We start from the raw sequence: 12,984 nt of genomic DNA, 5'->3' as shown, positions 1-12,984 counted from the left end.
GCGTCAATCACTCCTTTAATACCGCATCTGTATAAACAGATGGATGTAATAGTACGTCTGCGGCGTCTTGCATATACGGTGTAATCCATTCCGCGCCTATGCCGTATGCTATCGTTAATAAAACAAGTAGCATGCTTGGAATCAAGAGTTGTTTATAATGCGTTCTCGATTCTTTTGGAACGAGTGTTTTTGCTTCACCCCAGAAGCCGTAAATAAAGATTCGAATAACGGATAGTAGCACGATTAAGCTAGATAGTAAAATCCAAAGACTAGACCATAGATTTCCAGCTGCAAGTCCGCCTTCTACAATCAACATTTTACCGATGAAGCCACTTAATGGTGGAATACCAGCAAGACCGAATGCAGCGATTAAATAAGTCCAAGCGAGCGTTGGATAGGTGCGCATAATACCACCCATCTTTTTCAAATTAGCTGTGCCAGTCACGACAATCATAATACCAACTAAGAAGAATAATGAGGCTTTGATGAACATATCATGAACGATATAGAACATCGCACCCATCAAGCCATCTTCATTCATTTGTGCGACACCATATAAGATGACCCCAACTGCAATGACAATATTATAAATAATAATATTTTTTACATTGAATGTCGAAAGCGCTCCAATACATCCCGCTAAAATCGTTAAACAACTTAATACGAGTAAGAGTGTATGTGTAAAACCTGTATCATGTACGAAGAATAACGTATATGTACGTGTAATCGCGTATACACCAACTTTTGTTAAGAGGGCTCCGAATAGTGCAAGAACAGGAATCGGTGGTGCAGCATAAGCACTCGGTAACCAGAAGAATAGAGGGAAGATGGCTGCTTTTAATCCGAAAACGATTAAGAACAGTACGCCAATTGTTGTAATAATTCCTGGTTGATTCAGTTCGGCAATTTTCACTGAAATATCCGCCATATTCAATGTACCAACTACAGAGTATAAGAAGGCAACTGTAATAACGAATAGTGCTGAAGAAATAACATTTACGAGAATATACTTAATGGATTCACGTAGCTGTCCTTTCTCCCCGCCTAATACACTCAGTAAATAAGAAGCCATAAGTAATACTTCAAAGAATACGAATAAGTTGAAAATATCCCCTGTTAAAAATGCTCCGTTAACCCCTGTTAGCATTAAAAGTACGCCAGGATAGTAGAAGAATTTTTCACGTTCAATCCCGATTGATTTGAAACTATACCAAACTGTAAGTAGTGCAACGATGACACTGGTCGTAACAAGTAGCATCGCGACCATATCGGCAACCATCGTAATACCGAATGGTTCTGGCCAGTTACCGAATGTAACAACTTGGATGCCGTCTGTATGAATCGTTTGAATTAAGTAAATCGCACAGGCTGTCGTTAAAATCAAACTGACAAGTGTTACGACACGTTGATAATATACTTTTTTCGGAGCGAACATTAAAAGAATAGCTGTGAAAAAAGGAAGAATGATTGGTGTTAATAAAAAGTTAGTCATCATCTTCTAAAATCCTCCTAATTTCATCTAAGTTATCTGTTCCAAGTTCTTGATATGCACGATATGCAAGTACTAAGAAGAAGGCTGTGACACCAAAGCTAATTACAATTGCTGTTAAGATTAAGGCTTGTGGTAGAGGATCTGCCATATTTGTAACACCATCTGCTAAAACAGGAGGTGCTTCACCGCCTAGACCACCCATTGTTAAGATGAGTAAATGCGCACCATGACTTAATAAGCCTGTACCGATAATAATGCGTAAAATACTTTTAGAAAGAATTAAATAGACAGCAGCCATGAATAAGAATCCAATAGCAAAGGACATGACAACTTCCATTATTCATCCCCTCCAATCGATTGAATAATAATCATTGTGACACCGACAACGACCAGGTAAACACCGAGGTCAAATAACATCGCTGTATGTAATTCTGTGTCGCCGAATAATGGTAGTGTGAAATGATCGAAATAATGTTTAAAGAACGCATCGCCTAAAAACGAAGACGTAGCAGCTGTACCTAATGACAGGAGTAAACCAATCGCTGTCATTGTTGTATAGTTGATTGGTAATAACTGTTGTACCGTTTTTAAATCATACGTTAATAGAAGTAACACAAGTGCACTTGCTGTAAGAAGTCCACCAACAAATCCACCTCCAGGAGAGAAGTGTCCTGCAAAGAAGATGTGAATAGAGAAAAGGAAAATCATGAAAAATACAACTTGTGTGGTTGTTTTTAAAATGACGTTATTTAGTTTCATGTGTTTTCTTCTCCTTCTTTGGACGACGTAATTTAATCATGCCTAGAATCGCCATACCAGCGATTGCAAGAACTGTAATCTCAAATAATGTATCGAACCCACGATAGTCAACGAGAATTACATTGACGATATTACCGCCACCTGCTTTTGTATAAACAGTATCTTTGTAATATTGGCTGATAGATGGAAGTAATTTTTGTGACTGTGCAGATAGTGCAACAAGTGTCACCATAACGCCAACTCCAAGCGCAATTAAAAAGTTATTAATTTTGAATGGCATACGTTCTTCGTGACGGGACATTTTTGGTAAATGATAAAAAGCTAATAGGAATAGTGCAACAGACACTGTTTCAATTACTAATTGTGTTAACGCTAAGTCCGGTGCATTGAAAATAATAAAGAATAATGCAACCGAGTAACCGACAGCGCCAAGTGCGATAATCGCAGTTAAGCGTGTGCGTGCAATCAGTACCGTTAATGTACCAATAATCATGACAATTAAGGTTGCAAGTTCAAAAATACCAACCTCTGCTGTATTCGCTGTACTATAGTTAAATCCATTACTCATAAACAATGTCGAAATAACAGCGACAACCATGAAAGCGAACATATACATTAAGTAGTGGCGCATCGAACCTGTCATGTAAAGATTCGATAATTTCTGACTATCTACGTCCGCAAAACGCATTAAACGGTTATAAAGACCATTCAACGACCATTTTTCTGATACGAAACGATAAATGGGTTGCCATTTTTTAAGTGTTACAAAGAGTAAGAACCCGATGACAACAATACCAATTGTCATTTGTAGTTCAGTTGTCCAACCATGCCAAGCTTGTACATGAATGGGAATATCATCAATTGTTTCATAAAGCTGTGGTTGCATGGCAAGAACAGCTGGTTTAATGAAGTATTTACCAATAACATTTGGAATGAAGAAGAATGCGACAACAAGTGAAGCTAAAATAATTGGCGAAATTAACATACCAATCGGTGCTTCATGTGGCTTCTTCGGTAATTTGCTTGTATTTCCTTTGCCCATAAATGTGTAATACAAGAAGTATAGACAGTAAACAAATGTAAAAATACTTGCAATAAATGCGACCCATGGAAGAATAGGACCCCATGTTGAAAAATTGAATAGTGAAAATTCTTTCAATGAAAGCATAGAAGTTAAAAATAATTCTTTACTTAAAAATCCATTGAATGGTGGTAAACCAGCCATTGCTAAACTACCGATTGCAGCAATCGTAAAACTAATTGGCATTAAGCTCATTAAGCCCCCAAGTTTTCGAATATCACGTGTACCTGTTTCATGATCGACAATTCCGGCAACCATGAATAAACTACCTTTGAATGTGGCGTGGTTCATAAGATGGAAAATAGCTGCATAGGCAGCAAATGCAAAAATCGCCTTTTGTGGAGATTCTACATGGAATGCAATCCCCGCTGCACCAAGCGTCGCCATAATCATTCCTAGCTGACTAACAGTTGAGAAGGCGAGAATTCCTTTTAAGTCTGTTTGCTTTACAGCGAAGAATGAACCCCAGAATAATGTAATCAAACCACTTAAAATAACGAGCCAAATCCAATATTCACTTATTGCAAATAATGGTGTTAGGCGTGCAACTAAATAAATCCCTGCTTTTACCATTGTGGCAGAGTGAAGGTATGCACTAACTGGTGTGGGTGCTTCCATCGCATCTGGTAACCAAATATAGAATGGGAACTGAGCAGATTTTGTAAATGCACCTAATAGAATGAGTACAATCATCCAAATGAAGTACGGTGAGTCGGCAATTACTGAACCATTTGCAATCAATTCACGAATGGAATAACTACCACCTGCTTGTGCAAGAAGTAAAAATCCACCGAGCATCATCAGACCACCAAAAACAGTAATCATCATCGATTTAAGCGCACCAAAACGAGATCGATCGCGATTGTACCAATAACCGATCAGTAGGAAAGATGAAATCGATGTTAATTCCCAAAATAGATATAAACTAATTACATGATCGGATTGAACCACGCCAAGCATAGCTGTCATGAACATTAGTAAATAGAAATAAAAATTATGCAGCTGTTCTTTTTTTCGATCCAAATAAAAAATCGAGTATAAAACAACTAATGAACCAATAATGGTAATTAATAAAGAGAACAGTAAACTAAGACCGTCTAAATAAGATGTTACGGATAAGTCGAGTGACTTTACCCAGTAGAAGGTAGATGTATAAGGACCTTCTGTAATGTTTGGAATAAAGCGCGCATAGTATATTGCGAGCGTAAGTGGAACCAATAAAACAAACCAACCCGTATGTATACGTGAGAACGTTTTATAAAGTAGTGGCACAAAGAGTGCAAATAAAACGGGTAGGAAAATGAGTAGAACTTGATTCACTATAATCCCCCTTTCAAATAATAATCAATGGATTAAACAACAGTATAGCTCATAAATGAGCGCTTTGCATGGTCTGGCAAATGGATTACCGCTTGATTGTGAATCTATTTTTCCGATATTATAAATATGAAGAAACAGACAAAAAATTACGCGAAAATCGAGGTAAAATTTTTTTATGAAGAATCCTTATATCTATGGCTATCTACCGTTAATTACCATCATTCTCTTTAGTTTAACATTCGGATTGTATTCCGTAACAGAAAGTATAGTCCTATTTAAAAAAATTGGTGTATATGCGGGGGTACGGGAGTTTCTATCTGAAGTTCAACTGCGTATGTTCCTATTAATCGTTATTGCAGCAGTTTATTTCATGATTTTTTCAGCTCTTAAATTAATCGGCGAGACCATTCACGAGATGGGCATGTTATTCTTTTCGAAAGATATGGATGGTAAAAGTTTGATTGTGATTCGTGGTGGAAATGTAATTTTCTTCTTCGGTGCACTGGTTTCGGCAGTAGGTATTTCAAATATTTATATACTTGGTGGCATATTTATTACAACCGTCTTTATTTATTTTGTTTATATTATTTATAAAATCAGTGTACATGTATCATTCGGTGCATCCATTGGTGTTATGCTTTTTGAGATTGTTGTGTGGGCAATTATTTTAACACTTGTTGTATATGCGGGATTAAAACTGTATAACGGAATTATTTCGAGTTTACCGTTCAAATCGTAAGAAACAGGCTGGGACGAAACATTTCACTTCCCCTTTTTAGCGTTCGCAATGAAAAACTGGAACCGCGCCACAGCGCGATTCCAGTTTTTCTTATGCTCATGTGGGATGTATTTTTTGCACTTATGTCCCAGTCTGTTTTATATTTTATTGCACCATTACATTGAATAATTTATGGTGGATTTTTTCTTTTTCAAGATTTTTCATTTGAACAGGTTTGTCATAACCAAGCCATACAACACTTGTATAACGATCTGTCAAACCAGCCATCCAATAATCTCGGTAGTCATTTGTTGTACCTGTTTTGACTCCCAAATAACTACTGCTCGCTTGAACACCTACACCTGTACCAGAATCAGCTGTGGCTTTCATCATTTGACGAATAGATGTGACAGTTGATGGAGCCCAAACTTGTTCTTTTTTATCTGGCCATTCATATAAAAGTTTACCACTTCTTGTTTTAACAGCACGAATCGCGTGTGTACGTGAATAATTCCCGTTGATGAAGGACGTGTAGGCATCTGCCAATTGAACAGAAGACATACCATCGGTGAATCCACCAAGTGCAGCTGTATAATACAAGTCTTTTTTCGTTGCACGATCAAATGTGAAAGGTTGCATGTAATTGAACGCTTTTTTTATGCCGACACGATCGAAGATACGAAGAGCTACTGTATTATACGAATTTTTGAATGCATTTTCTAATGAAACAATACCAACCTTTTCGTTACCATAATTTTGTGGACAATAGTCGTTTACACAATATTGAGAAGCATCAATCGTTGAATCAGGTGTTACACGATAGTTTTCAAAATAAGGGCCGTAATCTAAAATCGGTTTAATTGCAGAACCTGGCTGACGTTTTGCTTGATAAGCACGGTTAAAGTCATATTTTTCATAACCTTTTCCAGCGTATACTGCCACAATCTCGCGATGCTCGTTATCAATAACGGTTCCAGCTGCTTGCAATTTGCCACGACCACTTAAGATTGTATTGGCACCTTTTGTTACTTGAAGTTGTTTCTCACGATCTAAACTCGTTTCGATAATCAAACCATTGTGTAAAACTTCATTTACACGTTCTGTTAATGCTTTATTAACTGCTGCAAAAGCAGCGCCTGTCTTCGATTGTTCAAATTGTTTATGATAGCCATCTACCTCTGAAATTAAACTCCTGAGTTCATACATAACGTATGTACTATATTCAGGATATTTTTGTGTTTTCTTTTTGATTGAAATTGAAATGGTTTCCTTTTTGAATTTCGCTGCCTCTTCTTCTGTTAAGATTTCTTTCTCAACCATCTTATCTAGTAATCGTTCTTGACGCTTTTTCGTATTTTCAAAGTTTCGAAGAGGATCATATAGACTTGGGTTATTCGGAATCGCTGCAATAAAAGCCATTTCAGCTTTTGAAAGTTCTGGTAAGGGCTTGTTAAAATAATAGGTTGAAGCAGCACCCACGCCATAAACACCATTTGCAAAATACATTTCATTCAAATAATCATTTAAAATCTCATCTTTAGATTCTTTTTTCTCTAACTCATAAGCATAAAATAATTCGAGCATTTTTCGTTCATACGTTTTTTCTTGCGATAGATAGCGCATACGAACGAGTTGTTGTGTGATGGTACTACCACCTTGTGAAGTCTCACCATTTGAGCGATTTGCCATGACTGCACGCATGATTGCTGTTAAATCAAATCCAATATGGTCATAAAAACCAGCATCTTCCGATAAAACGAATAGTTGCTGCGTGAATGATGGAATATCACCTAATTTTAATGGGTCACGCCATTCAGAGTATTCTTCTGAAAAGAGAACATTATCTTGGTCTTTTAATAGTGTAGGATTAATCGGTTGTTGATCCTTAATTTCAATGGCGGAGGAGAATTGCTTACTAAAATTTTTTGCTGAAATGAGTTCTATACCAATCTTATTAAATAAAAAGATGAGCAGAGGCAAGCTACAAATAATCAGCATAATGCCGAGTGCCTTTCTCACAGTCAATCCTCCTCATATGTTTTCAATGTAAATTATACCGTCATAGCATAGCATAAAAAGTAAGTTTATGACTTACCTTTTATTATATCGTCCAAATCTTGTAAAGGTTTCTTGTCTACGACGTATAAAATAATCCATGCGATGAAAAATAGTGCTGCAGTCACATAGAAAACAGCAGAGATAGAAAAGATGCCACTTACAAAGCCACCGATTAGTGGACCGATAATGTTACCGAAAAAACGGAAGCTCGTATTGTACCCCATTACTTCTCCTTGAACAGTAACAGGTGCCTCACGACGAATGAGTGCTGTTGTAATCGGAATTAAGCCACCAAGCACCGTTCCGTAAACTAAACGTAAAAGAATTAATTGCCATAGAGCCGTAACCCAAGCTTGTGGAATCATGAAGATGACAGCGAGACCTAGTAAGATGAACAGTACTTTTTCATAACCAATATGATCACCTAAACGCCCCCAAAAACGTGCAAATAGAATATTCCCAAGACCAGCTGCACTGAATGTTAAACCAGCTAAGAAAGTTACTTGTGTGACATCATGTGTTAAATCGGCCACATACAATGAAAGAAGTGGTTGAATGGAGAAGTTCCCGATTTGAATGAGTGATGTAATAAGCATGACACTGATTAATAAGCGGTGTTTAAAAATACCACCAAGAACTTGTCTACGTGAATAGATTTGACGTGCTTTTTTACTTACAGCTGCGCGTACTTCTTTTACACCGAAGAAGATGATGATACCAGCGAGTAATACAGAAGTAGATGTGATGAAGAAAGTGTACTGGAAGCCGAAAGCATCTGCTAATAGCCCACCTACAATAGGACCGAATAGGGAACCAGATACACTTCCCATTTGAAGTGTTCCAAGTGTCTTACCTGCTTCTTTTTTCTCCGTTTGTGTACTAACGAAAGCGAGTGAAGTGGGGATAAAACCGGTTACGACACCCATTGCTAAGCGAAGAAAGAAGAATTGCCAAACATTCTCTACATACCCCATCATAAGAATACTAATGGCTAGACCGATGGCGTTGATGATGAGAATCGGCTTATAGCCATACTTATCTGCGATTCGTCCCCAGATAGGTGACATGATAAAAGCAGATATAAAAGTAGCTCCGAAGATTAAGCCCGACCATTTTTGAACATAGCCTTCTGAAAAATGACCGAGTGTTTCAATGTATAAAGAGAGGAAGGGCATAATCATCGTCATCGTTCCAGCGACTAAGAGATTGGAAATCCAAATGATGATAAAATTGCGTTTTTGAAGACTCATAAAATCACGTTCTTTCTATATATTAATGAAAATGTAGTTAAACACTGAATTAAAATGGTTTTTATGATAGAATATGACGGTACAAATCAGAAGGTATTTTCGCGTGTATCGCTTAAAATTCCCTTTTGAGAAAATGCATAAACTTATCGTATAAAAGGAGAGACAATTATGTTTCCACAATTAAACCAAGAAGTACAAGAAAATGAAATCCTAGTTGAAATGGATACAACAATGGGGCCAATTCAAATCAAATTATTCCCAGAGTTAGCACCGAAAACAGTAGAAAACTTTGTAACACATGCAAAAAATGGCTACTACGACGGTATTATTTTCCACCGTATTATTAAAGATTTCATGATTCAAGGTGGAGACCCAACTGGTACAGGTATGGGCGGCGAATCAATTTATGGTTCAACATTCGAAGATGAATTTAACCCTGAGTTAATGAACTTACGCGGTGCATTATCAATGGCGAATGCGGGTCCAGGAACAAATGGTTCACAATTCTTCATCGTACAAGCGAAAAATGTTCCTTCAAACATGTTAAAGCAAATGCAAGATTACGATTACCCAGAAGAAGTAATCAAAGCATACGCTGAAAACGGCGGTACACCATGGTTAGACGGTAAACATACAGTATTCGGTCACGTTGTGAGCGGTATGGATGTTGTAGATGGAATGGCTGACGTAGAAAAAGACGGTCGTGACAAACCAGTAGAAGATATCTCAATTAAGAGCATCAAAGTAATTGAAAAATAATGCATAATAAAACTCCGATATGCCGTAGCATGTCGGAGTTTTTTCGACCCACGAGATGCTTACGATAATGCTTGAATAAAGCGTTTTACAGCTTCTTTCAAAGTTTCGCGTGTACAAGCGATGTTCATTCGAAGGAAACCATCGAATGGTGCACCATATTTTGTACCGGGATCAAGTGCGACCCCTGCATCTAATAGTTTTTGCATCATTTCTTTTTCGGTCATACCTGTTTGGCGCATATCTAACCACAATAGATACGTTGCATCAGGATGTTTTATGTTGATTTTTGGAAGCTCTTGTGTGATGGTATCAATCACATAACGTACATTCTCATTCAGATAATCGATTAAAGCATGTAACCATGCTTCAGATTCTTCTGAGAAAGCAGCTTGTACAGCTGTTAAGGCAAATGTGTTAAGACCCATTTGACTATGACTTTCCATTGTTTTTCGAATCATTTGACGTTTTTTTGCATTTGTTACAATCATCATAGCAGCTTGAATACCAGCGATATTGAATGTTTTTGTTGGTGCAACACATGTGATGACATTATCAGCATGTGAAGATGCTTTTGCGAACGGAATATGTTGTGTACCATTTAGAATTAAATCACTATGGATTTCGTCAGACAGTACAATGACACCGTATTTAGCACAAATATCATCAATCTTTTTCAGAACATCTTCAGACCATACTGTTCCAGACGGATTGTGTGGATGACAGAAGATGAATAGTTTAACATCATCTTTTTTAGCTTGTTCTTCAAATGTTTCAAAATCAAATGTATAGACACCATTTTCTTCATGTAGTGGTGCATAGGCTACTTGGCGATTTAGTTTTTTAGGTACATTAAAGAATGGAGGGTAGATGGGTGCATTCACAAGCACAGTATCTCCTTCATTCGTAAAAGCTTCAACTACTGTTGAAATAGCAGGCACAACGCCTTGATGATAAAGTACAGATTCTGTGGGTACATGCCAGTCGTGACGACGCGCTAGCCATGAAGTTACAGAAGAAGCACATGCCTCGTCTTCAAATGTGTAGCCGAATAACGGGAAGTCCATACGTGCTTTTAAAGCGTTCGTAATTGTTTCAGGTGCAGCAAAGTCCATGTCTGCCACCCACATTGGAATGATTTTTGAAGCATCTGGAATGGAATAAATCTTCTCCATTAAATCCCACTTAAGTGAGCTTGTATTTCTACGTGAATAAGTTTCGTCAAAATTAAACATTCATACCCCTTCTTTCTGTCAGCATTTGCTCTTTTGTGCACTTTTGTTCGTAATTATGTTATCATGTCCTTTATCAAAATAAAATATGTAGGTGAACAACATGGATGTAAAGGAAATGAATAGAAAAGTGATGCACATGGTTGAACAGTGGAATCCTTTAAACCTAGAACGTGAATCCTATCAGGTAGAAGCAGAGCAAGTATTAACTGCGTTACAACAAGTAGACGATCCATCTGATTTAGGTAAAAATATTCAAGAAATCTACCAACATTCTTTCCAACAATGGATTCCAATCGAAAAGTGTGTGGAGATTTCCTATAAATTACTTGCCATTAAATTTGAAATGAAAAGTATTTTATAAAATTTCGTATTACGAATTAATAGTAGCATAGTCAAAATATGAAATACAGTATTGTGTAGTGCGAAATGAATACATAGAAAAAGGAGTTACACCGTTTAATTGGTTGTACCTCCCTTTTTGTATCTATTCATCATGTAGACCATCCACCAAGTTCGCAACGGGGATTTCAAGTGCATTTGATAACATGAGTAATGTCGGTTCAGTCGGAATTTCTTCGCCTGTTTCATAACGTAATAATTTTTCAGTACCAATCCTCGTTTTTAACGATAATTCTTCGAGTGAAAGTCCTCTCTCTGCTCGACTTACTCGTAATTGGGTTGCAATCTCTTGTTGCATCATATTCAACACATCCTTTTTAAAATAAAAGTATTAATAATAATAAATTCACGTTTTAAAAAGTTTTTAAACATTATATTTTATGAAAAAGTGACAGTTTGATTACAAGATTTAACTAAATAAAAAGAATAGGTTGAAAAATACGTGTAAAACACCATCTCACATGAGCATAAAAAAACTGGAATCACGCCACAGCGCAGTTCCAGTTTTTCGTTGTGAGTTCTAAAAATGGGATTGAAAAGTTTTGTTCCATTCTATTCTATTGTGTATTATCCTTTAATCCCTTGATATAACACGATAATGATGGCGATTGGTGCAACATAACGTACAAGAATACGCCAAATAGTAAACACCCATGGTTTCACAGGTAGTTCTTCTAATTGTTCTGCGCGTTTTAATTGATATCCAGCGAATAGTGCCATTAATAAGGCGCCAATTGGCATGCCAATTGAGTTTGTGAAGAAGTCAGCAAAATCAAAGATTGAGCGTCCTAGAATTTGTACATCCGCCAGCTTTCCGAATGATAAGGCACTTGGAATCCCAATGATAAAAATCCCAATTCCACATAACCAAGCGTACTTTTTGCGTTTTTCGAATTTACTTCCCATTGCTGTTGCAACTACAATTTCAAGCATTGCAATAGCTGAAGTGATTGTAGCAAATAGTAGTAAGATGAAGAAAATGATTAAAAAGATGGAACCGAGTGGAATGTGTTGGAACACAGCTGGAATAATAATAAATACAAGACCAGGACCTTGGTTTGGTGAGAAGCCGAGTGCAAAGACAGCAGGGAAAATAACAAGACCTGCAAGAATTGAAATCCCGATGTTCATCCAAGCAACGTTCATAGCAGATGAACCAAGACGCACATCTTTTTTTAAATAAGAAGCATAGGTAAGCATTGCTGCTACACCAACACTTAGTGAAAAGAAAGCTTGACCAAGTGCAAGTAACAATGTTTTTCCTGTTAAATAGCTCCAATCAGGAACAAACATGAATTTAATTCCATCCATTGCACCGTCTAATGTCATCGAACGAATTGCTAAAATGATGAAGAAGACGAATAGTAAAGGCATCATCCATTTACTTGCTTTTTCAACACCATTTTGAATCCCACTTGAGATGATTAAGATGACGATGAATAAGAACGCACCTTGTGCTAATACAACTTCCCATGCATTCAATGTTAAATTTCCAAATAATTCTGCGAAGAAATTTTCGTCATTGTTTGAGAGTTTGAAGCCAATTGCACGAATAAGATAGCTTAAAATCCATCCGCCTACCACACTGTAGAATGATAAGATAATGCCTGATAAGATAAAGCCAAGCCAACCCGTTAAAAACCACGGCGTACGGGGGGCCTGTTTTTTAAATGATGTCACAGCGTCACTTTGTCCGCGACGACCAATCATAAATTCTGCGACGAGTATAGGTAAACCGATTACTAAAGTACATAATATAAATAAAATAATAAATACACTACCACCGTTAGTACCAGCCATATATGGGAACTTCCAAATAGCCCCTAATCCAATCGCACTGCCCGCAGCAGCTAAGATAAAGCCAATTTTAGAAGCAAATTGATCCCTTTTTGACACGATGTATATCCTCCTTGTTA

The 12,984-nt window shown here is 37.1% G+C and carries 12 protein-coding genes; 3 read left to right on the top strand and 9 right to left on the bottom strand.

What is annotated here, in order from left to right; translation table 11 throughout:
* Window positions 1–7 precede the first annotated feature (7 nt).
* Genes MHB75_RS08670 through MHB75_RS08655 form a run of 4 tightly spaced genes read right to left on the bottom strand, consistent with a single transcriptional unit; the run spans window position 8 to window position 4,652 of the window.
* Window positions 8–1,492, bottom strand: a complete 1,485-nt coding sequence (locus MHB75_RS08670; protein ID WP_340998602.1) for a Na+/H+ antiporter subunit D — start codon at window positions 1,490–1,492, stop codon at window positions 8–10.
* The gene (locus tag MHB75_RS08665; RefSeq protein ID WP_340997118.1) at window positions 1,485–1,829 is read right to left on the bottom strand and encodes a Na(+)/H(+) antiporter subunit C; all 345 of its coding nucleotides are present in this window, start codon (window positions 1,827–1,829) and stop codon (window positions 1,485–1,487) included. The genes MHB75_RS08670 and MHB75_RS08665 overlap by 8 nt, the downstream gene beginning before the upstream one ends.
* On the bottom strand, window positions 1,829–2,251 hold the full coding sequence (locus MHB75_RS08660) for a Na(+)/H(+) antiporter subunit B (RefSeq protein ID WP_340997115.1): 423 nt from the start codon (window positions 2,249–2,251) through the stop codon (window positions 1,829–1,831). The genes MHB75_RS08665 and MHB75_RS08660 overlap by 1 nt, the downstream gene beginning before the upstream one ends.
* On the bottom strand, window positions 2,238–4,652 hold the full coding sequence (locus MHB75_RS08655) for a Na+/H+ antiporter subunit A (protein ID WP_340997113.1): 2,415 nt from the start codon (window positions 4,650–4,652) through the stop codon (window positions 2,238–2,240). The genes MHB75_RS08660 and MHB75_RS08655 overlap by 14 nt, the downstream gene beginning before the upstream one ends.
* Window positions 4,653–4,827: 175 nt before the next feature.
* On the opposite strand from MHB75_RS08655, the gene MHB75_RS08650 reads away from it, so the two are divergent.
* Window positions 4,828–5,391: a DUF5366 family protein gene (locus MHB75_RS08650; RefSeq protein WP_340997111.1), complete on the top strand. Its 564-nt coding sequence runs from the start codon at window positions 4,828–4,830 to the stop codon at window positions 5,389–5,391.
* 144 nt (window positions 5,392–5,535) lie between these two features.
* Here MHB75_RS08650 and MHB75_RS08645 read toward each other — a convergent pair whose 3' ends face one another.
* Window positions 5,536–7,389: a transglycosylase domain-containing protein gene (locus MHB75_RS08645; RefSeq protein WP_340997109.1), complete on the bottom strand. Its 1,854-nt coding sequence runs from the start codon at window positions 7,387–7,389 to the stop codon at window positions 5,536–5,538.
* A 65-nt stretch (window positions 7,390–7,454) separates the two neighbouring features.
* Window positions 7,455–8,678, bottom strand: a complete 1,224-nt coding sequence (locus MHB75_RS08640; RefSeq protein ID WP_340997107.1) for an MFS transporter — start codon at window positions 8,676–8,678, stop codon at window positions 7,455–7,457.
* A 168-nt stretch (window positions 8,679–8,846) separates the two neighbouring features.
* On the opposite strand from MHB75_RS08640, the gene MHB75_RS08635 reads away from it, so the two are divergent.
* Window positions 8,847–9,437, top strand: a complete 591-nt coding sequence (locus tag MHB75_RS08635; protein ID WP_068451557.1) for a peptidylprolyl isomerase — start codon at window positions 8,847–8,849, stop codon at window positions 9,435–9,437.
* Between the two features lie 59 nt (window positions 9,438–9,496).
* Here MHB75_RS08635 and MHB75_RS08630 read toward each other — a convergent pair whose 3' ends face one another.
* On the bottom strand, window positions 9,497–10,669 hold the full coding sequence (locus MHB75_RS08630) for a MalY/PatB family protein (protein ID WP_340997104.1): 1,173 nt from the start codon (window positions 10,667–10,669) through the stop codon (window positions 9,497–9,499).
* A gap of 115 nt (window positions 10,670–10,784) precedes the next feature.
* On the opposite strand from MHB75_RS08630, the gene MHB75_RS08625 reads away from it, so the two are divergent.
* Window positions 10,785–11,030 carry a DUF1871 family protein gene (locus MHB75_RS08625; protein ID WP_255314773.1) on the top strand — a complete coding sequence of 82 codons (246 nt, stop codon included), beginning with the start codon at window positions 10,785–10,787 and terminating at the stop codon, window positions 11,028–11,030.
* A gap of 123 nt (window positions 11,031–11,153) precedes the next feature.
* Here the strand turns inward: MHB75_RS08625 and MHB75_RS08620 are convergent, their stop codons facing one another.
* Both MHB75_RS08620 and MHB75_RS08615 read right to left on the bottom strand, forming a co-directional pair.
* Window positions 11,154–11,369, bottom strand: a complete 216-nt coding sequence (locus MHB75_RS08620) for a helix-turn-helix domain-containing protein (protein ID WP_307723182.1) — start codon at window positions 11,367–11,369, stop codon at window positions 11,154–11,156.
* Between the two features lie 266 nt (window positions 11,370–11,635).
* Entirely contained in the window at window positions 11,636–12,964 is a 1,329-nt protein-coding gene (locus MHB75_RS08615; RefSeq protein WP_141274594.1) for a sodium-dependent transporter, read from the bottom strand.
* Window positions 12,965–12,984 lie beyond the last annotated feature (20 nt).

It is taken from the genome of Kurthia sp. FSL E2-0154 (genome assembly GCF_038003625.1).
Taxonomy (GTDB): Bacteria; Bacillota; Bacilli; order Bacillales_A; family Planococcaceae; genus Kurthia; species Kurthia gibsonii.
This window is presented reverse-complemented; position numbering and strand designations above follow the sequence as displayed.

Coding starts and splice junctions, on each gene's coding strand:
- MHB75_RS08670 (WP_340998602.1), bottom strand. CDS start 1,492: ATGACTAACTTTTTATTAACACCAATCATTCTTCCTTTTTTCACAGCT.
- MHB75_RS08665 (WP_340997118.1), bottom strand. CDS start 1,829: ATGGAAGTTGTCATGTCCTTTGCTATTGGATTCTTATTCATGGCTGCT.
- MHB75_RS08660 (WP_340997115.1), bottom strand. CDS start 2,251: ATGAAACTAAATAACGTCATTTTAAAAACAACCACACAAGTTGTATTT.
- MHB75_RS08650 (WP_340997111.1), top strand. CDS start 4,828: ATGAAGAATCCTTATATCTATGGCTATCTACCGTTAATTACCATCATT.
- MHB75_RS08640 (WP_340997107.1), bottom strand. CDS start 8,678: ATGAGTCTTCAAAAACGCAATTTTATCATCATTTGGATTTCCAATCTC.
- MHB75_RS08635 (WP_068451557.1), top strand. CDS start 8,847: ATGTTTCCACAATTAAACCAAGAAGTACAAGAAAATGAAATCCTAGTT.
- MHB75_RS08630 (WP_340997104.1), bottom strand. CDS start 10,669: ATGTTTAATTTTGACGAAACTTATTCACGTAGAAATACAAGCTCACTT.
- MHB75_RS08625 (WP_255314773.1), top strand. CDS start 10,785: ATGAATAGAAAAGTGATGCACATGGTTGAACAGTGGAATCCTTTAAAC.
- MHB75_RS08620 (WP_307723182.1), bottom strand. CDS start 11,369: ATGATGCAACAAGAGATTGCAACCCAATTACGAGTAAGTCGAGCAGAG.